The 22,790-nt window shown below is 64.2% G+C and carries 20 protein-coding genes and 1 pseudogene; 16 read left to right on the top strand and 5 right to left on the bottom strand.

The features are described from left to right. Positions 1-226 precede the first annotated feature (226 nt). The 3 genes from yidD to thrS all read left to right on the top strand — a co-directional run bounded on the left by yidD (position 227) and on the right by thrS (position 3,670). Positions 227-601, top strand: coding sequence for a membrane protein insertion efficiency factor YidD (gene yidD / locus EN818_RS00110; RefSeq protein WP_095807221.1), 375 nt, complete (start codon positions 227-229; stop codon positions 599-601). Between the two features lie 141 nt (positions 602-742). After that, entirely contained in the window at positions 743-1,552 is an 810-nt protein-coding gene (gene blaOXA / locus EN818_RS00115) for a class D beta-lactamase (RefSeq protein ID WP_135903891.1), read from the top strand. A gap of 144 nt (positions 1,553-1,696) precedes the next feature. After that, complete coding sequence (thrS, locus tag EN818_RS00120) at positions 1,697-3,670, top strand: threonine--tRNA ligase (RefSeq protein WP_095807223.1); 1,974 nt, start codon at positions 1,697-1,699, stop codon at positions 3,668-3,670. A 164-nt stretch (positions 3,671-3,834) separates the two neighbouring features. Here the strand turns inward: thrS and EN818_RS00125 are convergent, their stop codons facing one another. After that, a complete protein-coding gene (locus EN818_RS00125; protein ID WP_095807224.1) occupies positions 3,835-4,800 on the bottom strand; it encodes a hypothetical protein in 966 nt (321 codons plus the stop codon). Between the two features lie 161 nt (positions 4,801-4,961). Between EN818_RS00125 and EN818_RS00130 the strand changes: the two genes are divergently transcribed. The 3 genes and pseudogenes from EN818_RS00130 to EN818_RS00140 all read left to right on the top strand — a co-directional run. After that, entirely contained in the window at positions 4,962-5,546 is a 585-nt protein-coding gene (locus EN818_RS00130) for a nitroreductase (RefSeq protein WP_095807225.1), read from the top strand. Then, complete coding sequence (locus EN818_RS00135) at positions 5,547-6,155, top strand: flavin reductase family protein (RefSeq protein WP_095807226.1); 609 nt, start codon at positions 5,547-5,549, stop codon at positions 6,153-6,155. It begins immediately after the preceding gene. 18 nt (positions 6,156-6,173) lie between these two features. Continuing rightward, positions 6,174-6,302 (top strand): annotated as a pseudogene (locus EN818_RS00140) (isoprenylcysteine carboxylmethyltransferase family protein); the annotation flags it as partial. Positions 6,303-6,313: 11 nt separating this feature from the next. Here the strand turns inward: EN818_RS00140 and EN818_RS00145 are convergent. After that, positions 6,314-7,195: a CoA ester lyase gene (locus EN818_RS00145; protein ID WP_095807276.1), complete on the bottom strand. Its 882-nt coding sequence runs from the start codon at positions 7,193-7,195 to the stop codon at positions 6,314-6,316. After that, complete coding sequence (locus EN818_RS00150) at positions 7,195-7,647, bottom strand: MaoC family dehydratase (protein WP_095807275.1); 453 nt, start codon at positions 7,645-7,647, stop codon at positions 7,195-7,197. Before EN818_RS00150 ends, EN818_RS00145 begins: the two co-directional genes overlap by 1 nt. Positions 7,648-7,797: 150 nt before the next feature. On the opposite strand from EN818_RS00150, the gene EN818_RS00155 reads away from it, so the two are divergent. Further along, on the top strand, positions 7,798-8,919 hold the full coding sequence (locus tag EN818_RS00155; protein WP_095807227.1) for a DUF2336 domain-containing protein: 1,122 nt from the start codon (positions 7,798-7,800) through the stop codon (positions 8,917-8,919). Between the two features lie 78 nt (positions 8,920-8,997). On the opposite strand, the gene EN818_RS00160 is transcribed toward EN818_RS00155, so the two are convergent. Further along, positions 8,998-11,070: an FUSC family protein gene (locus tag EN818_RS00160; protein WP_095807228.1), complete on the bottom strand. Its 2,073-nt coding sequence runs from the start codon at positions 11,068-11,070 to the stop codon at positions 8,998-9,000. 43 nt (positions 11,071-11,113) lie between these two features. Next, positions 11,114-13,168, bottom strand: a complete 2,055-nt coding sequence (parE, locus tag EN818_RS00165; RefSeq protein ID WP_095807277.1) for a DNA topoisomerase IV subunit B — start codon at positions 13,166-13,168, stop codon at positions 11,114-11,116. Positions 13,169-13,423: 255 nt separating this feature from the next. Here parE and cpaB point away from each other — a divergent pair, with 255 nt between their 5' ends. From cpaB to EN818_RS00210, 9 genes are all read left to right on the top strand, one after another. Next, on the top strand, positions 13,424-14,362 hold the full coding sequence (gene cpaB / locus EN818_RS00170; RefSeq protein WP_095807229.1) for a Flp pilus assembly protein CpaB: 939 nt from the start codon (positions 13,424-13,426) through the stop codon (positions 14,360-14,362). A 115-nt stretch (positions 14,363-14,477) separates the two neighbouring features. Next, positions 14,478-15,839, top strand: a complete 1,362-nt coding sequence (locus EN818_RS00175) for a type II and III secretion system protein family protein (RefSeq protein ID WP_245454757.1) — start codon at positions 14,478-14,480, stop codon at positions 15,837-15,839. A gap of 3 nt (positions 15,840-15,842) precedes the next feature. After that, positions 15,843-16,115 (top strand): hypothetical protein, encoded by a 273-nt coding sequence (locus EN818_RS00180; protein WP_095807278.1) that lies wholly within the window; start codon positions 15,843-15,845, stop codon positions 16,113-16,115. Positions 16,116-16,128: 13 nt separating this feature from the next. Next, positions 16,129-17,343, top strand: coding sequence for a response regulator/pilus assembly protein (locus tag EN818_RS00185; RefSeq protein ID WP_095807231.1), 1,215 nt, complete (start codon positions 16,129-16,131; stop codon positions 17,341-17,343). Further along, positions 17,340-18,761 (top strand): CpaF family protein, encoded by a 1,422-nt coding sequence (locus EN818_RS00190; RefSeq protein WP_095807232.1) that lies wholly within the window; start codon positions 17,340-17,342, stop codon positions 18,759-18,761. Before EN818_RS00185 ends, EN818_RS00190 begins: the two co-directional genes overlap by 4 nt. Positions 18,762-18,764: 3 nt before the next feature. Continuing rightward, the gene (locus EN818_RS00195; RefSeq protein ID WP_095807233.1) at positions 18,765-19,730 is read left to right on the top strand and encodes a type II secretion system F family protein; all 966 of its coding nucleotides are present in this window, start codon (positions 18,765-18,767) and stop codon (positions 19,728-19,730) included. A 4-nt stretch (positions 19,731-19,734) separates the two neighbouring features. Continuing rightward, entirely contained in the window at positions 19,735-20,697 is a 963-nt protein-coding gene (locus tag EN818_RS00200; protein WP_095807279.1) for a type II secretion system F family protein, read from the top strand. A 171-nt stretch (positions 20,698-20,868) separates the two neighbouring features. Beyond that, positions 20,869-21,342: a hypothetical protein gene (locus tag EN818_RS00205; protein ID WP_095807280.1), complete on the top strand. Its 474-nt coding sequence runs from the start codon at positions 20,869-20,871 to the stop codon at positions 21,340-21,342. 264 nt (positions 21,343-21,606) lie between these two features. Further along, positions 21,607-22,785, top strand: coding sequence for a GGDEF domain-containing protein (locus tag EN818_RS00210; protein ID WP_095807234.1), 1,179 nt, complete (start codon positions 21,607-21,609; stop codon positions 22,783-22,785). Positions 22,786-22,790: the final 5 nt, after the last annotated feature.

Here is a 22,790-nt window from a genome sequence, read left to right on the forward strand (position 1 = left end):
ATCAATTGTCCGATGCGCACCCTTCACCGGATTGGCGGTTTATGCCGATAGCTATGAAGTCTGGCGCGAAATGGTCGTCACGTTCGATTCCCGAGATACGTTGTCCAGCGCGCAGCCAAAGTAGGAGTCGATCGGCAGCTCCAGGCCATAAGGGCAAAAGAGCTTTGCGTTCCCGGCCCGAAGCCCACATCTATCGCGCAGCGAAACGCGCTGCGGAGCAAAGCGGTTGGCTGACCACCATGGACATGCGCATGGCGCCCGGCCCATCCAGCGCGGACGCAACTGGCCGGGGCCCTGGCGCAAGACGCCGGGCCGCGTCCTCGGCACGTCGCTCGTGCGCCTTTACCAGCTGACGCTCTCCGGTTTTGTCGGCAACAGCTGCCGGCATCTGCCGACCTGTTCCGAATACGCGCATGAGGCGATCGCCCGCCATGGTCTATGGGCCGGCGGCTGGATGGCCCTATTTCGGGTCTCGCGCTGCGGACCATTCGGATCCCATGGCATCGACCGGGTGCCGGAGACGCTTGCCCAACGCTATGTCTGGTTCATGCCATGGCGCTACTGGCAGATCGGCAAGAAGCGCGGCGAAAGGGACGCTTAGCTGGGGACCTTTCGCTGGGGCGTTTTTACGCTCTGTTAGGCTTAACATCGATCTGCACAAACACTGCGAATTTGAGACAAAATCGAGACAAGGCGCCTCGCTAAGCCGCGCTGGGTAATCCCAGCCAGGAGTGAGATTCGCATGCGCCAGATGGACCGCTATCCCTTTATTTTTGCTGTCGTTCTCTTCCTGTTGGCCTGGATGCTGGGTCTGCCGATGCGGGCGCAGTCCGCACCTCGTGCGGACATTCACTGCACGCTGATCCAGGATGCTGAAAGCGGGGCGACGCTGTACCAGGACGGGATCTGCGACCAGCGCGCCAGCCCGGCGTCCACCTTCAAGGTGCCTCTGGCCTTGATGGGCTACGATTCCGGAATCCTCAGCGACGAGCATACGCCGAGCTGGGACTACAAGGCCGAGTTCAACGCCGTGAAACGGGACCAGAAAACGGTCGACCCGATCATCTGGGAACGCGATTCCATCATCTGGTACTCCCGCGAGATCACGCGCCGGCTCGGCGCCGATCGCTTCGCCGGCTATGTGTCGAAGTTCGGCTACGGCAATGCGGATGTCTCCGGCAGCGCCGGCAAGAATGACGGCCTGACCAATTCCTGGGTGGATTCCTCGCTCGAAATTTCGCCGGTGGAGCAGGCGGCGTTTCTGCGCAGCCTGCTCGCCGGCAAGATGCCGGCGTCCGCCAAGGCCCAAGAGTTGGCCAGGGCGATCATCCCAAGCTTCAACGCCGGCGACTGGACCGTCCAGGGCAAAACCGGCACCACGAGGATTGGCAGCAGCAAGCGGTCGCTCGGCTGGTTCATCGGTTGGGCCGAGAAGGACGGCCGCCGGATCGTCTTCGCCCGGCTGGTCGCCGATGCCACGCGCGGCAATATGCCGAAGGGCCCCGCTACCCGGGCCGCTTTCCTGAAGGATTTGCCCGCTCTCATCAAATAGAGCCGGCTCGCGACTTTACGGCGCCGGAATCTGCCCATAAAAGACTGCGCCGCCGGAACCTCCGGCCCTGCATGGCTCAGCACATTCGCGCGACATGCAATTCACCACCCGCGCTCGTTTGCGGGACTGGATAGGAGAACTCTGATGCTGAATTCCGTTTCCCTGACATTTCCCGATGGTTCCATGCGTGAGTATGACGCGGCGATGACCGGCGCCGGTCTCGCCGAGTCGATCTCCAAGTCGCTGGCCAAGAAGGCCGTGGCCTATGCCATCGACGGCACGCTTCGCGATCTTTCCGATCCGCTCGGCAAGTCCGGCAAGGTCGAGATCATCACCCGCGACGATCCCCGTGCGCTGGAACTCATCCGCCACGACGCAGCCCATGTGCTGGCCGAGGCCGTGCAGGAATTGTGGCCGGGAACGCAGGTGACCATCGGACCGGTCATCGAGAATGGATTCTACTACGATTTCGCGCGCAACGAGCCGTTCACGCCGGACGATTTCCCGGCGATCGAGAAAAAGATGCGCGAGATCATCCAGCGCAACAAACCCTTCACCAAGGAGGTCTGGTCGCGCGAGAAGGCGAAGAAGGTCTTCGCCGACAAGGGCGAGCGCTACAAGATCGAGCTGATCGACGCCATCCCGGAAGACCAGGACCTGAAGATTTACGCGCAGGGCGACTGGTTCGACCTGTGTCGCGGACCGCACATGGCCTCGACCGGACAGATCGGCAACGCCTTCAAGCTGATGAAGGTGGCGGGAGCGTACTGGCGCGGCGATTCCAACAATCCGATGCTGACGCGCATCTATGGCACGGCCTTTGCCGACCAGGCGCAGCTCGATGCCTACCAGACGCTGCTCGAGGAGGCCGAAAAGCGCGATCACCGGAAGCTTGGCCGCGAGATGGACCTGTTTCATTTCCAGGAAGAGGGACCGGGCGTCGTCTTCTGGCACGCCAAGGGCTGGAGGATATTCCAGAACCTGGTCAACTACATGCGCCGCCGCCTCGACGAGCACGGCTATGAGGAGGTGAATGCGCCGCAGGTGCTGGACAAGAGCCTGTGGGAAACCTCAGGCCACTGGGGCTGGTATCGCGACGCGATGTTCAAGGTCACCGTCGCCGGCGACGACACTGACGACGACCGCGTCTTCGCGCTGAAGCCGATGAACTGCCCCGGCCATGTGCAGATCTTCAAGCATGGGTTGAAGTCTTATCGCGAACTGCCCGTAAAGCTTGCCGAGTTCGGCAATGTACACCGGTACGAACCGTCGGGTGCGTTGCATGGGTTGATGCGCGTGCGCGGCTTCACCCAGGACGACGCGCATATCTTCTGCACCGAGGAGCAGCTTGCGGCGGAGTGCCTGCGCATCAACGACCTGATCTTGTCGACCTATGCCGATTTCGGCTTCGACGAAGTCAGCGTGAAGCTGTCGACGCGGCCGGACAAGCGCGTCGGCACCGATGAGGCCTGGGACCATGCCGAGGCGATCATGAGCAACGTGCTGGAGACGATCCGCACGCGCTCCGGCAACCGCATCAAGACCTCGATCAACCCGGGCGAGGGCGCCTTCTACGGCCCGAAATTCGAATATGTGCTGAAGGACGCCATCGGCCGCGAATGGCAGTGCGGCACGACGCAGGTCGACTTCAACCTGCCGGAGCGTTTCGGCGCCTTCTACATCGGCTCGGATTCGGAGAAGAAGCAGCCGGTGATGGTGCATCGCGCGGTGTGCGGCTCGATGGAGCGATTCCTCGGCATCCTGATCGAGAACTACTCCGGCCATTTCCCGCTCTGGTTCGCACCGCTGCAGGTGGTGGTGGCGACAATCACCTCCGATGCCGACGATTATGCGAGGAAGGTCGTCGACCGGCTGAAGGCCGCAGGCCTGTTGGCCGAGGTCGACTTGCGAAACGAGAAGATCAACTACAAGGTGCGCGAGCACAGCCTGGCCAAGGTTCCGGTCATCCTCGTCTGCGGCAAGCGCGAGGCGGAAGAAGAGACGGTCAACATGCGCCGGCTCGGCTCCCGCGACCAGGAATCGCTCAAGCTCGCTGACGCAGTGAAATCGCTGGCAGACGAGGCGATCTCTCCGGACCGCAGGCGCCGCGCCGCCTGAATTCCCAAGACTTCTGCTCGGATGGCGGTGGCATGCGCCACCGCCATTTGCGCCCGGCGGGGCTGGAGCGGTTCACCGTTTCAGGGAAACGGCAGACCGCTCGGTGGCCTTGTTCTGACGCAATTCCGGACGGAAAACCGTTTCACACTTTTCCTGGGATTGCTCTAGTCCGCGCCTTCCTCCGGATCGATGGCGGAGGATTCATTGGCCAAAACCTCGATTTCCTGGTTCTGGCCGGCCACGACGGCAAAATCCTTCTGGTAGATGCGGTCGCGGTTCTTGGCGATGATGGTGTATTGGCCCTCGGCCAGCACCATCGAGGCGAAGGCGCCGACGGCTTCCTTGATCGGGTCGCCGGATTCGTTGAGCAGCGACCAGGACGTATCGGCAATCGCTTCGCCGCCGGCCTCGCGCACCAGCTTCATCGTCATTTCAGCCGCGCGGTGCTCGACGGTGGCTTGCGTCAGCTTGCCGGCCTCGACGCGGATGTCCGAGCGGATCACGGCGTTCACCGCGCCATAGGTAGAGACGACGTGGTAAGTGCCGGCGTTCAGCCGCACCACCGTGTTCGGCTCGACATCGGGAATGATCAGCGCTCGGTCGCCATTGGGCTTGGCCTGACCTTCATAGATCGCAAAGCGCAGCTTCTTCGGTGCGATATGCGCGCCGCCTGAGGTCACGGCGTCGAGCTCGAGGCCGCCGGCGTCGAGCACGACGTTCTCACGCTTGGGCTCCTTGCCGACCGTGATGCGCTTGGTGGCGCCGGCACGCCCGTAGGAGGCATGCACCAGATAGCTGCCGGGGTCGAGCTGGAACACCGCCGTGCCGCCATGGGCGGATGCCACCATCGGCAGCTTGCCGTCGCCGGCAGCTTCGGGCCTGAACACCCGCCAGACCACGCCGCGGCCGATATCGGCGCCCTTGTCGGTCAACTGGGCAGAGAGGGTGATGGCACCGCCGCTGCCGCGGGCCAGCGATCCCTCGCTCTTCGGCGTCGCATAGCTCGAAATTCCCGGCAGTTTGAGCTTGTCGACTTCATTGGCGTTCTGTGCCAGCGCGAAGGAAAACGGCACCGCGAACAGCGCGGCGATGAGCCCGATCACGAAAAGGCGCAGAGTCCCCTCAAACATGCCTTGCGTTGAAGCTTAAGGCGGTGGCAATTTCAAGGCTTAAGAGTTCGGGGCTCCCACCAACGGCTCTTTTGTCCGGCGCATACTGCGTCAATGCCCGAGCCGCCCGACCTCCCGATGGCGCGCTTCAGCTCAAAATTGAATTCAGGAGACTTCCGCCCATGGCGTCGCCCATCATCGACTTCCTGCTGAGCCGCAATTCCGCGCCGATACCGGACCTCAAGGAGCCGGCGCCGAGCGATGCGGAGATCGCTACAATGATCGCCGCCGCTTCGCGGGTGCCGGACCATGGCAGGCTCGAGCCCTGGCGCTTCATCCTCTATCGCGGCGAGGCGCGGAACGAGATCGGCAGGAAGCTCGCGACACTTGCCGAGCAGCGGGAAGGGCCACTGACCGAAGGCCGCCGCAATCAGGAACTGGCGCGTTTCTCGCGCGCGCCGCTGGTGATCGGCGTGGTCTCGGTGCCGCGGGAGAATCCTAAGATCCCGCAATGGGAGATGTTCCTGTCGGGCGGAATGGCGGCTATGAATCTGATGATCGCGGCCAATGCGCTAGGCTATGGCACCAACATGATCAGCAACTGGTATTCCGACGTTGCCGAGGGCAGGGCGATCCTCGGTTTGTCGCCGCAGGAGCGCGTCGTCGGTTTCGTTCATATCGGCTCCTACCAGGGCCCCGCGCCGGAACGGCCCCGGCCAGATCCGGCGAGGCTCTACGCCGACTATTGCGGGCCCTGGGTCGGATAGATGTTCTACGAGCCTTCGAAGGGGCATGGCCTGCCGCACGATCCGTCGAAGGCGATCGTCGCGCCGCGCCCCATCGGATGGATCTCGACGTTGAATAGGGCGGGTGAGATCAATCTCGCGCCCTATTCCTTCTTCAATGCCTTTTCGACACGCCCCTTCATCGTATGGTTCTCATCGGAAGGCGCGAAGGACAGCGCCACTTTCGCCGAAGAGACGGGCGAGTTCGTCGCCAATCTCGTCAGCCGCGAGCTGGCGCAAAAGATGAACCGCACGGCGGTCGATGCGCCGCGCGGCGTCAGCGAGTTCGGCTACGCCGATCTCGCCATGGCGCCATCGCGCCTGGTTGCGCCGCCGCGCGTGGCGGAGGCGCCGGCCGCGTTGGAATGCCGGGTGACGGAAATCCTGCGGCCAAAGGCGCTGGACGGTTCGCAGACCAGCGCCATCGTCGTTGCCGGCGAGGTCATTGGCGTTCACATCGACGATGCCTATCTCAAAGACGGCCAGTTCGACATCGTCAGGGCCGGCAATGTCGCCCGCCTCGGCTATATGGACTATGCCAGCGTCAACGAGATATTTTCGATGCGCCGGCCGCGCTGGGGAAAGGATTAGCCGCCCGGGCACGGCACGATGCTTGTCTTCATTGCGCTGCTCGCAATTCGCATCCCGATCGAAGAAAAGACGCTGCGCACCGGCCTGCGCGGCTACGACGACTACGCGGCGAATGTTCGCTACCGGGTGATCCCGATGAGCTGGTAGCGGAGTTGGATTCACGCAGACATGCCCGCGGCCCTGGCGCGAGCCAGCAGCCGTTCGGCCAAACGAAGATGCGGCCGATCATACATCTTGCCGTCGATGCCGATCACACCGGGATTCCCGGCCGCCGCAAAGGCGTCGACGATCGCCCGCGAACGCTCGATCGCCTCGGCCGAGGGGGTGAAGACGGCATTGATGACCGGCACTTGCGCGGGGTGGATCGCCATCTTGCCGGTAAAGCCGTCGCGTTCGGCCTCGCGGCATTCGGCCTCCAACGCAGCCATGTCACGGAAATCGGGAAAGATCGTGTCGACAGCGACGATTTCCGCCGCTCCCGCCGCCAGGATGGTCATGGCGCGCGCCAGCCGGAAAACGTCAGTGTAGTGCCCGTTCTCGTCGCGTGCCGCGCGTGCGCCAATTGCCGCCGACAGGTCCTCGGCGCCCCAGGTCAGCCCGGACAGGCGCGCGCTTGCTCCGGCATAGCTCGCCGCCGCAAGCACACCGGCGGCGCTTTCGGTGATGATCGGCAGGATTCTTATCCCTCCGTCGGGCAGACCGTGTTCGGCTTCATGCACCCTGAGCTTTGCCGCGAGCTGCTGGACATCCTGACCACTGTTCGACTTCGGCAGCATGATGCCGTCGGGCCTCACCGGAACCAGCTCCGAAAGATCGTCGTCGGTCAGGCCGGTCGACAGGTCGTTGACCCGCACATAAATGGCTGAGCTTGTCTGCCGTCTTTGGCCGGAGATGAAACTTGCTGCAACCGCGCGGGCCGCTGTCTTGTTGGCGAAGGCGACGGAATCCTCGAGGTCGACGATGACCACGTCGGCGGCGGATCCGAATGCTTTTTCCAGCTTGCGTTCCGAATCCCCAGGCACGAAAAGCAGCGAGCGCATCAGGCGGCCTTCTTCAGCATCATCGCTTGCCTTGTGCATTTGGCGACGAGAACATCATCCTGGTTATAGGCGCGGTGCTCGAATTCGACGATGCCGCGGTCCGGCTTCGATTTGGATTCGCGCGTCGAGACAACCGTGGTCTCGACGCGGATGGTGTCGCCATGGAAGACAGGGTGCGGAAACACCGTTTCCTTCATGCCGAGATTGGCAACCGTGGTGCCGACAGTGATGTCGTTCACCGAAATGCCGATCATGAGGCCGAGCGTGAACAGCGAATTGACCAGGGGTTTGCCCCATTCGCTTTTCGCGGCAAAGTCGAAATCGATGTGCAGCGGCTGCGGGTTCAGCGTCATCACCGAAAACAGCATATTGTCGCTCTCGGTGACGGTCTTGCGCAGGGTGTGCCGGAACGTGTGACCGACGACGAACTCCTCGAGGTAAAGCCCGGCCATGTCGTTTCCTCCGCTGGTCAGCGTTGGATAAGCGCTGCCCGTCGCCCCCGCAAGCCAGTTAATAAACATCGTGAACGGTTCGTAAACCATTTCCGGCATACCGTTTCCATTGGGGTCGGGGACTTCCGGCAAGGGGCGCAAGAAGACCGCATGGTTGTTTCGCATTTTCTGAGGTGGATCGATACGGCTAGGGTCTCGGAGCGCGCTGCCGCCGCAAGCGCGCTAGCCCGCGCCTACATCAATTCCGACCTGCCGTTCGAGGACCGGTGTGCGGCCGAGGCGGCGCTGACGCTGCTGCTCGACGATGCCTCGTCGAAGGTTCGCCAGGCCCTCGCCGAAGCCTTGTCGATGAGCCATCATGCGCCGCTGCAGGTGATCAGCGCGCTGGCTTCCGACCAGCCGGAAGTGGCCGCGCTCGTCCTTGCCCGCTCGCCCTTGCTTACAGATGCCGACCTCATCGATCGCGTCGCCTGCGGCCGGAAGGCGACGCAGAAGCTGATCGCCAACCGCCCGGTCGTCTCGATGCCGCTCGCTGCCGCGATCGCCGAGATCGGCGAGCCGGAGGCCTGCGCCGCGCTGATCGCCAACAGCGGTGCCGACATCGCCTCGCTGAGCTTTCGCCGCATGGCCGAACGGCATGGCCACCTGCCGCTGGTGCGCGAGGCGATGATTGCCGATGCGCGGCTCCCCGCCGACTGCCGGCACATGCTGCTGGTCAAGCTCGGCGAGACGCTCAAGGGTTCGCCGCTGGTTCTGGCGTTGATGGGCGCGGCGCGCGCCGACCGGGTGACGCGCGACGCTTGCGTGAAGGCATCCGTGACCCTGATCGAGGGTACGCGCGCGGAGGAACATGGCGCGCTCATCGAGCATCTGCGGCTGCGCGGCGATCTCACCGCAAGCTTCATCATCCGCACCATCGCCCATGGCAAGGTGGATTTCTTCGGCTCGGCGCTGGTGGCGCTGGCCCAGCAATCCGAGCAGCGGGTGAGAGCGCTGCTGGCGGGTGGGCATGACGTGGCGCTGCAAGCGCTGTTCCGCAGCGCCGGCCTCGCCGCCGCCACGCATGGCATCATCCTGCGCGCGCTGAAGGTCTGGCGCGAGGTCGCCAATGGCAAGCGCGTCGCCGGTGTGCAGGAAGTGAGTTGGCTGATGCTGAAGGAACTCGGCGGGCAATCGGCCGAGGGCGATCTGGTCGGGTTGGTGAAGTCGATCCACCTCGACGCGCTGCGCGAGAACGCGCGCGGCCATGCCCTCGCCATAGCGGCGGCGTAGCCGTCAGGCTCGGCCCTGTCACTTTGTTGACGCAATTCAGGACGGGGGGCTACGCCGAAGGCGCCGAGGCTAACCGTTTCACGTTTTTCCCGGGATTGGTTTGGCGAAGAAGTCCGGATAGTCCTCCATCGCCGCGGCGATAATGCGCAGCGAGGCCGCGGCCTGCAGCATTTCGGGCCGGTCGCTGCGATCGGCGATGCCGGCCGCGTACTGCCTTGCCACGGCTATGATCGCAGTCTGCGGCTCGCCTTGCCGCCTGAACAGCAGTTCGCGCGCCAGACCGCGCAGGAAGGTGCCGATGGATTCGACCGTTTCGTGCGGCACCGCGGCGTTCGCTTGCGCTTGGCGCAGCCGCAGCACTTCCAGCCCGATGGTGACGGCTGCGATGCTGCCGCCCAAAATCGGATCGCCTTTTCGGCCGGTTCGCTGCAGTTGTGGCATCAACTGGTTGATCCGATCGTAGGCAAGGCTTTCGAAGGCCGAACGCCGGGGAATGCGCTCATGCAGGCAAAGGCGCGCCAGGTCCTCGCGCATCGCCTGCAAGATGCGCTCCACGGTGCCCCAAGGGTCGGCCGGCAGCACGGCGATGAAGACGCCGATGGCAATCAGGATGCCGACCAGGATCGAGGCCGATCCGGCGAGGAACGGGCCGGGGTTGTACGTCATCGACTGATGTGGGCTGAGGAAGGCGAGGAAGTTGATGGCGAAGGCGGTGGCGACGCCGACATGGCGCGGAGTGGCCATGCCGAGCGCGGCCGGCACCATGATCGGCACCACGAAGAGCGCGAACCAACCAAAGCCGGGCAGCGCCGGCAGGGCGATCTGACCGACGAGAAAGGCAAAGGGCAACGCCAGCACCGTTCCGGTGAAGAAGCCCCAGGCCGACTGGACCGGATCGGGACGCGACGCGAACAGGCTCGAGACGACGGCAACGAGAATGACGGTGCCGGCGGCTTCCGACCATTTGGTCGTCAGCCAAAAGGCAGTCACCAGAAGCGTGGCGAGGGCGGCGCGCACGGCATTGCGCCAGGCGGCGTGATAGTCACGGTGCACCACCAGCGCCGGCTGCCGCCGCCCGCGGGAAGGCTTGGCGACGGGAGAGCGAAGCGCGTCCAGCCCACGCATCACCTGGCTTAGCGCCTGGGCGAAATCGGCGGCGATGGTGAGGCGGGTGATGGTGCCGACCCTGTCTTCGCCGGGATCGGCAGGCGTGGTGGGCGTCTCCAGCGCCTTGGCCGCGATCGCATCGAGCCGCGCCACCCAACGGGCGGTGTCGTCGAGCGCGTCCGTCGCCGCCAGTTCGCCGACCAAGGCCTTCAACTCGCTGCGCACAGGGATGAGCGCGGCGTTCTTCGGCGCGGCATGTGTATGCAGCGCGCGGGCCGCGGAGAGTGCCCACAGAAGCTGGCCGATGGTGCGCCGCACCGGATGGGCGCGCGTGGCGAAGCTTGGCGCCTCCAGCCGCGCATAGGTGCGCATCTCGGCGAGCGTCTGGGCATCGGTGATCAGCTTGCGCTGCAGGGCGGCGAGGGTTGCTGGAACGCCGCCCGAAAACGCGCCTCCCGCATACTCGGCAAGATCGAGGATGCTGCGCTTCAGCCTGGATATGATGGCGTCGGCCGCCAGCTTCGGCAGAATCAGACGGCTGGTGACGCCGGCGCAGACGATGCCCAGCACGATTTCGGCGCAGCGGGCGACGGCGAGATCGACGACGAGATGCGGCTGCCCAAAGGCCGGCAAGCTGATGATCATGGCCGTATAGCCGGCAAGGGCGGCGCCATAGGCCTCCGGATTGCGCAGCAGGGACGAGACGAGCGTGCAGACGCCGATCCAAAGCGCCAGCATCGTCACCAGCAGCCAGGGATTGGTGCCGAACAGCAACGTGATGCCGACGGCGGCAAGGCCGCCGGCCAGCGTGCCGAGCAGCCTATAGAAGCCTTTCGCCAGCACCATGCCGGCTACGGGCTGCGCGACGATGAACACCGTCATCATCGCCCATTGCGGATGGTCGAGCTTGAGGGCGTAGGCGGCAAGCAGCGCGATCAGCCCTGCCGAAACCGTGCGCAGGGCAAAGATCCAGTCCGAGCGCGTGGGCTGCGTCAGTCCGTTGAGCGGTGTCTTGGCAAGCTCTTTCAGCCGCGTCCAGGTCACGTCCAAGTCTCCGTCGCGGAGCCTGTTATGGACCGGTCGGCGCTCAGATATCCAGCACGTCCGTCTCGGCGAACTCGGCGCGTTCCTGGATGAAGCGGAAGCGCGCCTCGGGCTTGGTGCCCATCAGCGCGTCGACGGCGTCCTTGGTCGCGTCCTCGGCATCGATCACATCGACCCTGAGCAGCGTGCGCTTTCTCGGGTCCATGGTTGTTTCCTTGAGCTGCGAGGCCATCATCTCGCCCAGGCCCTTGAAGCGGCCGATCTCCACCTTGCCGCGCCCGGTAAATTCGCTGCGCAGCAGTTCGTCCTTGTGCGCATCGTCGCGCGCATAGGCGACCTTGCCGCCCTGCCGGATCGAATAGAGCGGCGGCACCGCCATGTAGAGATGGCCGCCGCGAACGAGATTCGGCATTTCCTGAAAGAAGAAGGTGATCAGGAGCGAGGCTATGTGCGCGCCGTCGACGTCGGCGTCGGTCATGATGATGACGCGGTCGTAGCGCAGGTCTTCGTCGCGATACTTCGAACGCGTGCCGCAGCCGAGCGCCTGGATCAGATCCGAGATCTGCTGGTTGGCGGCAAGCTTGTCGTTGCCGGCGCTGGCGACATTGAGGATCTTGCCGCGCAGCGGCAGCACTGCCTGGCTGGCGCGGTCGCGTGCCTGCTTGGCGGAACCGCCGGCCGAGTCGCCTTCGACGATGAACAGTTCGGCACCGGCGGCGGCATTCTGGGTGCAGTCGGCGAGCTTGCCCGGCAGGCGCAGCTTGCGCACAGCGGTCTTGCGCGAAACTTCCTTTTCCTGGCGACGGCGCACGCGCTCGTCGGCGCGAGCGATCACCCACTCCAGAAGCTTGGAGCCTTCCTGCGGATTGTCGGCCAGCCAATGGTCGAACGGGTCGCGGATCGCGGTCTCGACGATGCGCATCGCTTCGATCGTCGCCAGCCTGTCCTTGGTCTGGCCGACGAACTCCGGCTCGCGGATGAACACCGACAGCATGCCGGCCGCCGAGATCATGACGTCTTCCGACGTGATGATCGAGGCGCGCTTGTTGCCGATGAGGTCGGCATAGGCGCGCAGGCCGCGCGTCAGCACATTGCGGAAGCCGGCCTCGTGCGTGCCGCCTTCGGCGGTCGGGATGGTGTTGCAGTATGAGTTGAGGAAGCCGTCGCCGCCGAACCAGGTCACCGCCCATTCCAGCGAGCCGTGGCCGCCCTGCTTGTCGCTTTTTCCGGCGAAAACCTCACGCGTGACCTGGAACTCGTCGCCCAGCGTCGCCTTGAGATAGTCCTTCAGGCCGCCGGGAAAATGGAACTCTGCCTTGGCCGGCGTCTGATCCTTTTCCTTGATCAGCGACGGGTCGCAGGTCCAGCGGATCTCGACGCCGCCGAACAGATAGGCTTTCGAGCGCGTCATGCGGTAAAGGCGCGCCGGCTCGAAGGCGGCGCCCCTGCCGAAGATCTGCTCGTCGGGATGGAAGCGGATCCTGGTGCCGCGCCGGTTGTGCACCTCGCCGAGCTGCTCCAGCCCGCTCACCGGAATGCCGCGCGAGAAGCGCTGGCGATAGAGCTGACGGCCGCGCGCGACCTCAACCTCGAGGTGATCCGACAGCGCGTTGACCACGGAGACGCCGACGCCGTGCAGGCCGCCGGAGGTCTCATAGACCTTGGAGTCGAACTTGCCGCCCGAATGCAGCGTCGTCATGATGACTTCGAGCGCCGGCTTCTTGAATTTCGGGTGCGGATCGACCGGGATGCCGCGGCCATTGTCGGTGACTGTCAGGAAGCCGTCGGCCGACAGCTCGACGTCGATGAAGGTGGCGTGGCCGGCAACCGCCTCGTCCATCGAATTGTCAATGACTTCGGCGAACAGGTGGTGCATCGCCTTGTCGTCAGTGCCGCCGATATACATGCCGGGCCGCCGGCGGACGGGCTCCAAGCCCTCCAGCACCTCGATATCGGCGGCGCTGTAGCTGTCGCTGCTGTCGCGGGCGGCGCTCGAACGCTTGGCGGCCTGCACCAGCGGATCGGCCGGGCGCGACGGCGCCCGCACCTGCTGCGGCTGCTTCTCACGATTGCCGAAAAGATCGCTGGTGTCGTCCATGCTGGCCATTAAGTCCGGTACTGCGAATCACTGCTCGATACTGCCACGCTTTTGGCGGGCGAACGAGTTCCTGTTCCGTTCAGGGTTCAAAGTCTCTCTTATTCTAAAACCATTCGATAACCAAGCCGCCGGAAATAGGGCGCTCCGCACACCGTCGGATTCCTGATTCTTTAACAATGATGCCTAACGTGAAGTGCAACAAGCAAAAGACCACGGGGCGTCAGGGGTTTCATTGTGAGGGGCAGGGCCATAACCATGATCGGTATCGCCGCCGTGTTCGGCGCGATCTCGATCTTTGCCGCGGACTTCTGGGTCAAAAGCCAGGCAAAAGCCCAGTCCGAGGTCAGGGTGGTCTCCGTGCCATCGCCACAGGAACCCAAGGTCGAATTCAAGACCATCGTGGTGGCGAGCGCGCCGCTGCGCTACGGCATGGAACTCGGCCGATCCCAGCTCACCGAGATCCCGTGGCCGCAGGATTCCCTGCCGCAGGGCGCCTTTCCCACCATCGACAAGCTGCTAGCCGATGGCAGCCGCGTGGTTCTGTCGCCGATGGAAGTCAACGAGCCGGTGCTGCTCGCCAAACTGTCAGGGCCGAATGGGCGCGCGACGCTTTCCAACATGCTCTCGCCAGGGATGCGGGCCGTCACCATCCGCACGGACGAAATCGCAGGCGTCGGCGGCTTCATCACGCCTGGCGACCGGGTCGATGTCGTGCTGACCCGCGATGCCGGGGAAATCCAGGAAGTGGCCAAGAATGCACAGGGGGCGGCCGGATCCACGGTCACCTCCGAGATCGTCGTCTCCGACGCCAAGGTGCTTTCGGTCGGGCAGGGCGCTGACGAGCGCAAGACCGAGCCGAAGGTCGCCAATTCGGTGACCATCGAAGTGACCAATGAAGGGGCGCAAAAGGTGGCGCTGGCGCGCACCGTCGGCTCATTGTCGCTGTCCTTGCGATCCGCCGCCGACGCGAGCGCCAGCAACAGCGAGATCACCACCATCTCCTCCTTCGGCGGCTCGGTGGCGGCCAAGGCGCAGACTGCGGCCGGTTCCGTGATCGATGCCGTGGTGAAGGAGCCGGAGAAGCCGACGTTCCGCACGATCATCGTCACGCGCGGCACGAAGGCCGAGGAATACAAGGTTCCTGCCAGGCAAGCCGAGGAATACGAGGTTCCTTCCAAGGAACAAGAACAATAGCCGGTGGGGACCGGCCGGGGACGGGACAATGCCTGTGTTGAATGGAAAGCGGACGACGAGAGGGCTGCGCCTTCTGCGCGCAATGACAGCGGGGGCCTTCCTGGCGGCCGCCGGAATGCTTGCATTCGGCGCGCCGGCCGAGGCAAACAACGACGTCGTCTACGTCTCGGCGACCAAGAACGCCTCCATCAAGGTGGCCAAGGGCAAGCCGAAGACGATCATGACCAGCGCGGCCTTCTACCAGATCGTCATCGGCGATCCGGAGATCGCCAACGTCAACCCGCTGACCGACAAGTCCTTCTATGTGCTGGGCAACAATCTCGGCACCACTGGCATCGCGCTATTCGACCAGAACAAGCAGCTCGTCGGCACCATCGACATCGAGGTGACGCTGGATACCGAGCAGTTGGCCAACACGATCCGCGCCAGCGTGCCTGACGCCAACATCAAGGTCGGGTCCGCCAATGGACGGGTGGTGCTGTCGGGGCAGGCCGAAGATGCGGTCGCGGCCGACAAGGCCAGCAAGATCGCCTCGCGCTTCTCCGGCAATGAAGAGGTGATCAACTCGGTCAACATCTCGTCTTCGCAGCAGGTGCAGCTCAATGTCCGCTTCGTCGAGATCAATCGCCAGGCCGGGCAGGATCTGGGCGCCAAATACGGCGCCAACTTCGCCGTCGGCCTCGGCGGCCGCGATGTCGTCATCGATCCCGGCACTGTGCCGACGGCCGGCACCGGCGAGATCATCGGCCGGCTGCTGTCCAACGGCGTGTCGATCGACATCGCCATCAAGGCGCTTGAGGAGCGCGGCCTGGCCCGACGGCTGGCCGAGCCGAACCTGATCGCCCGCTCCGGCCAGACCGCGAGCTTCCTTGCCGGCGGCGAATTCCCGATCCCGGTCTCCGAGGACAACGGCAAGATCAGCGTCACCTACAAGAAATACGGCGTCGGCCTGGACTTCACGCCGACCGTTCTGAAGGACGGGCTGGTCAGCCTGGACATCGCACCGGAAGTGTCCTCGATCGATCCCTCCGCCTCCATCGAGGTCAGCAGCGGCATTTCCATTCCGGCCTTCATCGTGCGCCGCGCCAAGACCTCGATCGACCTGAAGAACGGCCAGAGCTTCATGATCGCGGGTCTGCTGCAGTCGCAAAACGACATCACCACCTCACGCCTGCCGGGCCTCGGCAAGCTGCCGGTCCTGGGTCCGCTGTTCTCCTCCAAATCCTACCAGCGGCGCGAGACCGACCTGGTGATCATCGTCACGCCTTATCTGGTAAAGCCGGTCGACCCCTCGAAGAAGATGGTCGAGCCGACCGACGGCACCCAGCCTCCCAGCAACGCCGACTATTTCCTCAACAACACCGAAGAGGTGAAGGCTTCGGACGCCAACAAGCCGATGGCATTCGCCGACGGCAGTGCTGCGCGCCCGGTGGCGGCCACCACGTCCGGTCATTTCCTCGACCTGCCGAAGGATTGATTGATGCGCCCGCTCGTTTCCATTGCGCTCCTGTCCATCGGCCTTCTCGTCGGCTGCACCAGCGACGACTATGTGCGAACCGAGGGGGTGACGCCGGCGGCCGGCAACGCGCAGGCGTCCAACACCGTCTTGCAGATGGTGGATCCCTGGCAGAACGGCGTTCAGAACACCAGGCTACTGGTGCCGGCGCAGCGCAGCAGTTCCACGACGAGTTCCGCCGCCCAGGCGGCCGGCGCACAGAGCGCTCAGGCGTCGGCATCGACGACATCCAATTGATGGGCTGACGACCATGGCATCGGGCACCAAGACCAAGAAGATCCTACTCGCGTCGACCGACAGGGCGTTCCTGCAGGACACGCGCACGGCCTTCGCTGCCTCAGAAGTCATCGAGCTTCTCACGGTGGACAAGAGCGTCAACGAGCTTCGCGGCGAGGTCCAGGAGACCGATTTCGGCGCCGTCATCGTCGACATGGATGCGGCCAAGCTCGAGGAGATCGAGTCGCTGCAGCGCATCATGCGGCGGCTCGAAGGCCGGGTCCCGGTGGTGGTCGTCACCCAGGAGTTCAACGCGGCCGCGGTGCGCATCCTGGTGCAGCTCAAGGTCGCCGATTTCCTCGTCAAGCCGATCACCACGGCCGATCTGGTGCGCTCGGTCATCCGGGCGCTGCAGGGGCCGGGTCGGGAGGAAAACACCGAGTCGCAGATCTATACCTTCATGCCTGCCGCCGGCGGCGTCGGCACCACGACGCTGGCCCTGCAGACGGCGTTCCAGCTGCACCATTCGGTAACGCGCGGCGCCTCGACCTGCGTGGTCGACCTCAACTTCCAGCAGGGCGCCTGCGCGGAATATCTCGATCTGGAGCCGCGCTTCGACATCACCGAAATCGAGAACCAGCCGGAGCGCCTCGACCGGCAGCTGCTCGACGTGATGCTCTCCAAGCACGCGAGCGGGCTTTGCGTGCTGGCAGCACCCACGCGCCCCTCTGAAATGCGCTCGTTCAAGACCGATGTCGTGGTGCGCATGCTCGACCTGGTCTCGGCGTATTTCGACAATGTCGTCATCGACATGCCGCGCACCTGGTTCCCGTGGACGGAGACGGTGCTGCTCGGTTCGAACAAGCTCTACATCGTTGCCGAGATGACCGTGCCGTGCCTGCGCCACACGCAGCGCCTCATCCAGGCGATCTACGAGACCGCCGGCAAGGAAGTGAAGCCCAATGTCATCGTCAACCGCTTCGAGCAGAAGATGTTCGACAGCGGCATCAAGCAGGCGGACGTCGAGGAGATCCTGGGCGAGCATTTCGTCGGCGGCATCTCCAACAACTACCGGCTGGTGCGCGAGGCTGTCGACCGTGGCGTGCCGCTGCACGACATCGATCCCAATGCCAATGTCGTCAACGACTTGAAGAAGATCATCCTGCCCGAAGAGGCCGTCGCGACGACCACCAGGTCGAAATCGCTGTTCGATCTCGGCAGGGGCCTGCTGAAGAGGAAGGCAGGATGAGCAGCCGCTTTTCCACCCTGCAGAACCGTGACGCGCGCCCGCAGCGGCCGCCGGAACCGATGCCCGTCACGCATCACGCCGTGGTCATTCCGACGACCCGCAAGCCTGCGGCGCCAAAACCGGAAGCAGCCCCGGCAAAAAGCGCCAACAAGGTGCTCGACGCGCGCGTGCGCATCCACCGCATGCTGCTCGAGGAGATCAACCTCGTCGCGCTGGAGCGGCTGCCGAAAGAGGAGATGCGCCGCCAGGTGCACGATTTCGTCTCCGAAAAGACGCGCCAGGAGCGGATGGCGATCAACACCGCCGAGCTCGAAGCACTGGTCGACGACATCGTCGACGAAATGGTCGGCCTCGGTCCGCTGGAGCCGCTGCTCAAGGACCCCGAGATCAACGATATCCTGATCAACGGCCACCAGAACTGTTTCGTCGAGCGGCGCGGCAAGCTGCAGCAGGTGAATATCCCGTTCAAGGACGAGGCGCATCTGCTTCGAATCATAAACAAAATCGTTGCGGCGGTCGGCCGGCGAGTCGATGAATCGCAGCCGATGGTCGACGCGCGCATGCTCGACGGCTCGCGCTTCAACGCGGCTATCCGACCCGTGGGCGTCGACGGACCTTTGGTGTCGATCCGCAAATTCTCCAAGAACAAGCTCGGCCTGCACAAGCTGGTCGAATTCGGCGCCATCACCCAGAACATGGCCGAGGTGCTGGCGGCGGCCGTGCATGCCCGCAAGACGACCATCATCTCCGGCGGCACCGGCACCGGCAAGACGACGATGCTCAATGCGCTGTCGGCGTTCATTCCCGAGGACGAGCGCCTGATCACCATCGAGGACGCCGCCGAGCTGCAATTGCAGCAGCCGCATGTCGCGCGCATGGAGACACGACCCGCCAATATCGAAGGCCACGGCGAGCTGAAGCAGCGCGACCTGGTCAAGAACGCGCTGCGCATGCGCCCCGACAGGGTCATCCTCGGCGAATGCCGCGGCGAGGAAGCATTCGACATGCTGCAGGCGATGAACACCGGCCATGAAGGCTCGATGGCGACGATCCACGCCAACACGCCGCGCGATGCGATCTCGCGACTGGAGCAGATGCTCGGCATGACCGGCATGCCGATGACGGTGCAGTCGATCCGCAGCCAGATCGCCAGCGCCCTCGACATCATCGTCCAGCTGACGCGCCTCTCCGACGGCAAGCGCAAGGTGACCAGCGTCGCAGAGGTGACGGGCATGGAAGGCGACGTGATCCAGATGCAGGAGATCTTCCGCTTCGTGCGCACCGGCATGGAGGCCGACGGCAAGATCATCGGCCATTTCGAAGCGACAGGCATCCGCCCGCGCTTCCTCGAGGACCTGCGCAACATGGGCATCGAATTCCCGGGCAGATATTTCGAGCCCGGCCGGCCACAGGAGTAGCCGGTGTTCGACGGATTCAGCCCGGTCTATGTCGTCTACGCCGCGGCGGCCCTTACCGGCATCATGATCGCCGAAGGCTGCTACCTGCTCTATGCCGGCCGCAGCGACAAGCGCAAGGCCATCAACCGCCGCATGAAGCTGCAGGAAAACAAGATCAGCCAGGAACAGGTGCTGATCCAGTTGCGCAAGGAACGAGGCGTCGAAGGCGGCAGCTTCGTGCTTTCCGTCGATCGGTTTCGCGCCTTGCGCATGCAGTCCGGCATGATCATGCCGCTGCCCAAATTCCTTACGATCACCTCGGGAATAGCGTTCGCGCTCGCGCTCCTCGCCGTCTGGAAGGGCTTGCCCCTGCTGTTCGGACTTGTCCTGCTCCTGGTGCTAGTGCCCGTGTTGCCGGTGATGGCGATGCGAACGCTGCGCAAGCGCCGTCACAAGAGGTTCGGCATGCAGTTGCCGGAGGCGCTGGAACTGATCACGCGCGGCCTGAAAGCCGGCCATCCGGTGCCGGTGGCGATTGCCATGGTGGCGCGCGAAATGGGCGATCCGATCGGCACCGAGTTCGGCGTCGTCGCCGACGAGGTCACCTATGGCTCCGACCTGGTTTCGGCGCTCAACAATCTGTTCGACCGGGTCGGCCATGAGGACCTGCCGCTGTTCGTCACCGCCGTATCCATCCAGAACAGTTCGGGCGGCAACCTGCGCGAAATCCTCGACGGGCTGTCGTCGACAATCCGCGAGCGCGGCAAGCTGCGCCGCAAGGTGCGCGCCATTTCGACCGAGGGCCGCATGTCGGCCTACATCCTGACCGCCGTGCCGGCGCTGCTGTTCACCGCCATCATGGTGCTGATGCCGCAATTCTACCGGGATGTCTGGGGTGTGCCGAAGACCTGGTACATGCTGGGCGGTTCGGTGTTCTGGCTGATGCTGGGTAACGCGGCCATGTTCAAGATGTCGAATTTCCGGTTCTGAGATGATGGAAGACGCGATCCGCTTCCTGGCTTCGCTCGCGCCGACATCGCTGATGCCGGTGGCGGTGCTCTTGCTGGTCCTGGGCGGCGGCGCGATGGCCTGGCCGCTCGTCGTTGCCAAGGGCGACCGGGGCGAAGTCAAGCGACGGCTGAAGGTCGAGGCGAGCCAGCCGGTCGAGGTCGAGCCGACGACCAGGAAGAATTCCAGCGCCGTGCGCGAGAAGGCGGTGAAGCGGGCGCAGGAGTTCTATGCCAAGAGCGATCCGGAGAACGTCGCCCGGCTGCGGCTGAAGCTCATCCAAGCCGGCTACATGGATCCGCGCGCCGTCGGCATGTTCTTCCTGATCCGTTTTGCCGCCCTGGTCGGCGCGGCACTTGGTGCGTTCGTGGTCAACCACTGGGCGGCCAGCGCCGAGTCCAGCATGACCAGCCGCTGGACCCTCGTCATCCTGTCGGGCGCGGGCGGCTATTTCCTGCCCGGACTGGTGCTGACGCAGAAGGTGCGGGAGAAGATGCGCGAATACCGCAACGGCTTCCCCGACTTCATGGACCTGATGATCGTCTGTTCGGATGCCGGCATGAGCATGGAGGCCGGCATCGAGCGCGTTTCGAAAGAGCTCGGCAAGACCTATCCGTCGCTCAGCCAGAACCTGCAGCTGGTGTCGCTGGAACTCAGGGCCGGCCGCAGCCTCGACGACGCGCTGAAAGCGCTGGCGGACCGCCTCAGCCTCGATGAGGTCCGATCTTTCGCGACGCTGCTGCAGCAGTCCAAGGAACTCGGCACCAGCCTGTCGGGCGCGCTGCGCGTCTTCTCCGACGAGATGCGTCACAAGCGTATGTCGCTCGCCGAGGAGAAGGCGCATGCCCTGCCGGCCAAGATGTCGGTGCCGGTAACGGTCTGCATCCTGCCGGTGGTGCTGATGGTCGCCATCATCCCGATCATCGTGAAGCTGACGGCGGCGCATTGAGTATTCAGCTAAAGCCGACCTGAGCCGAGCCAAGGCGCGCCCGGCGGCGCTGGTTAACGCATCCTTTGCCCGCAACCGAATTTTAGGCGCATTTCGGCACCGAAGTTTAATCGCTGTCCTTTATGGTCATTGGTGAAGAACGACCCGGCAAATCGGGCGATGGGGCAGGGCATGCGTCACAGACTATCCACGGCAGCGGCCGCGCTGGCTGCGGTTCTCCTGGTCACCGGCTGCACGACCGACAACAACGTCGATACCACCAAAACCACCGCCATCCAGCCGAAGGCAAAGGACGTTAGCGCCACCGATCTCGCTGAGGGCAAGGCGCAGTTCCGCGAGGCGAATTTCGGCCTTGCCGAACAGCATTTCCGCAAGGCGGTGGAACTCAGGGCTGACAATGCGGAAGCCTGGATGGGCCTCGCAGCCTCCTATGACGAACTCGGCCGTTTCGATTTCGCCGACCGCGCCTATGCCCAGTTGCTGAGGGTTGCCGGGCGCAAGCCGCAGATCGTCAACAACATGGGCTATTCGCAGCTCCTGCGCGGCAACAAGAAGAAGGCCAGGGCGCTGCTGCTCGAGGCCCGCGCCGGCATGGCCGACCAGACCGTCGTCAACGCCAATCTGGCGCTGCTCGACAAGAGCTGATCACCCGCGCGGGCTCAGTGTTCGATGCAACCGACCGCCTCAGAAATCTGCTTTGCGGTCACTTCCAGACGCAGGGTCGGTATGCGCCTTCCTGGAGATTGTCCCAGGACAGTTCAGCCGCGCGGGCAATTTCGGCCACCACGTCGACCGTTTGTAAACCCTTTATCGAGGTGGGGCCGAAGCGCTCGCTGAAAACGGTTTGCGCGCGCCGCTGGCGACTTACAATACAGGGGGCGACGACCCGCAAAAGGCAGTTCTTCACCGATGTTGGATTTCAGTTCGCTTCTGCTCGCGGCGGCGCTGTCGGGCACATGCCTCAGCGTTACCATGCTTGCGATCTGGTTCACCACGCCGCGGGCGCGTTTCGTTCTGACAGTCGCGTGCGGCATGCTCATCCTGGTTGTCCATGTCGTCCTGTTCTGGCGCTATACCAGGGATGCCGGCCCATGGCTCTGCCAGGCCGTGCTCGCGCTGCTCACGCTGGGGTTCCTGATCCTCTGCCTGTCGGCCATGCAGTATCTCGGCTATCGTGGCTTTCGTCGCGCCGTCATCCCGGCGCTCGTGGCGATGGGCGCCTGTGCGATCGTCACGTTTTTCGGCTTCGACGGCGTCGGCTTCCAGATCACCTATGCGGCGGTGACGGCGTTGCTCGCGGCGATCGGAATCATGTTCTGGTCGAGAGGCGACCAGGACCGCCGGATCCTGCTGGTCGTCTCCTTCCTGAGCGGGGTCTGCGGCATTTCCTTCGCGCTTTGCGGGCTGGTGTTGCTCGTCCAAGGACAATGGGTCCTTGGCGCCGCGCCCGACAACTGGGCGGAGCAATTGAACTCCGTCGTCGCGGTCGCGTGCATGACCGGCCTCGGAGCGCTGACGCTTTCGTTGCATCACCTGCAGGCGCAGATCGAGCTCAAGGCCGAGACGCTGACCGATCCGTTGACCGGCCTGATGAACCGGCGCGCGCTGAACGAGCTCTACGGCGAGCGGAGCTTCGGTCCCTTCATGGCCATCGCCATGTTCGACCTCGATCATTTCAAGACCACGAACGACGTCTACGGCCATCCAGTCGGCGACCAGGTTCTGTGTCGCTTCGCGGCTGTGATCAGGAAATACGGCAGAACGGGCGTCGACGCCTTCCGTCTGGGCGGTGAGGAATTCGCAGTGGTGATGTCGCGCATGACCCCTGAAAAGGCCCACGACATGGCAAGCCGGATCGGCGTCGCCTTCGGCACGGAGGTCGTCGCCACACATCGCGGTCCGCTGCGCAGCAGCGTCAGCGGCGGCATGGGTTTTGGCGCGGTGGCTGGTCGGCCGCTGGACGAGGTGCTGGCCGAGGCCGACGCCGCGCTCTATGCCGCCAAGCGCGGCGGGCGCAACCGCGTCGTCATCGCCACCGAGGCTGAGCCGGGCCAGCCCGATACCGGGCCGGCCCTGCGTTCGGCCTGAACGCG

The organism is Mesorhizobium sp. M3A.F.Ca.ET.175.01.1.1 (assembly GCF_004791945.1).
Taxonomy (GTDB): Bacteria; Pseudomonadota; Alphaproteobacteria; order Rhizobiales; family Rhizobiaceae; genus Mesorhizobium.

Excerpts from the sequence above, each read along its gene's own strand:
- blaOXA (WP_135903891.1), top strand. The coding sequence starts at position 743 with ATGCGCCAGATGGACCGCTATCCCTTTATTTTTGCTGTCGTTCTCTTC.
- thrS (WP_095807223.1), top strand. The coding sequence starts at position 1,697 with ATGCTGAATTCCGTTTCCCTGACATTTCCCGATGGTTCCATGCGTGAG.
- EN818_RS00125 (WP_095807224.1), bottom strand. The coding sequence starts at position 4,800 with ATGTTTGAGGGGACTCTGCGCCTTTTCGTGATCGGGCTCATCGCCGCG.
- EN818_RS00130 (WP_095807225.1), top strand. The coding sequence starts at position 4,962 with ATGGCGTCGCCCATCATCGACTTCCTGCTGAGCCGCAATTCCGCGCCG.
- EN818_RS00135 (WP_095807226.1), top strand. The coding sequence starts at position 5,547 with ATGTTCTACGAGCCTTCGAAGGGGCATGGCCTGCCGCACGATCCGTCG.
- EN818_RS00145 (WP_095807276.1), bottom strand. The coding sequence starts at position 7,195 with ATGCGCTCGCTGCTTTTCGTGCCTGGGGATTCGGAACGCAAGCTGGAA.
- EN818_RS00150 (WP_095807275.1), bottom strand. The coding sequence starts at position 7,647 with ATGGCCGGGCTTTACCTCGAGGAGTTCGTCGTCGGTCACACGTTCCGG.
- EN818_RS00155 (WP_095807227.1), top strand. The coding sequence starts at position 7,798 with ATGGTTGTTTCGCATTTTCTGAGGTGGATCGATACGGCTAGGGTCTCG.
- parE (WP_095807277.1), bottom strand. The coding sequence starts at position 13,168 with ATGGACGACACCAGCGATCTTTTCGGCAATCGTGAGAAGCAGCCGCAG.
- cpaB (WP_095807229.1), top strand. The coding sequence starts at position 13,424 with ATGATCGGTATCGCCGCCGTGTTCGGCGCGATCTCGATCTTTGCCGCG.
- EN818_RS00175 (WP_245454757.1), top strand. The coding sequence starts at position 14,478 with ATGCTTGCATTCGGCGCGCCGGCCGAGGCAAACAACGACGTCGTCTAC.
- EN818_RS00180 (WP_095807278.1), top strand. The coding sequence starts at position 15,843 with ATGCGCCCGCTCGTTTCCATTGCGCTCCTGTCCATCGGCCTTCTCGTC.
- EN818_RS00185 (WP_095807231.1), top strand. The coding sequence starts at position 16,129 with ATGGCATCGGGCACCAAGACCAAGAAGATCCTACTCGCGTCGACCGAC.
- EN818_RS00190 (WP_095807232.1), top strand. The coding sequence starts at position 17,340 with ATGAGCAGCCGCTTTTCCACCCTGCAGAACCGTGACGCGCGCCCGCAG.
- EN818_RS00200 (WP_095807279.1), top strand. The coding sequence starts at position 19,735 with ATGGAAGACGCGATCCGCTTCCTGGCTTCGCTCGCGCCGACATCGCTG.
- EN818_RS00205 (WP_095807280.1), top strand. The coding sequence starts at position 20,869 with ATGCGTCACAGACTATCCACGGCAGCGGCCGCGCTGGCTGCGGTTCTC.
- EN818_RS00210 (WP_095807234.1), top strand. The coding sequence starts at position 21,607 with ATGTTGGATTTCAGTTCGCTTCTGCTCGCGGCGGCGCTGTCGGGCACA.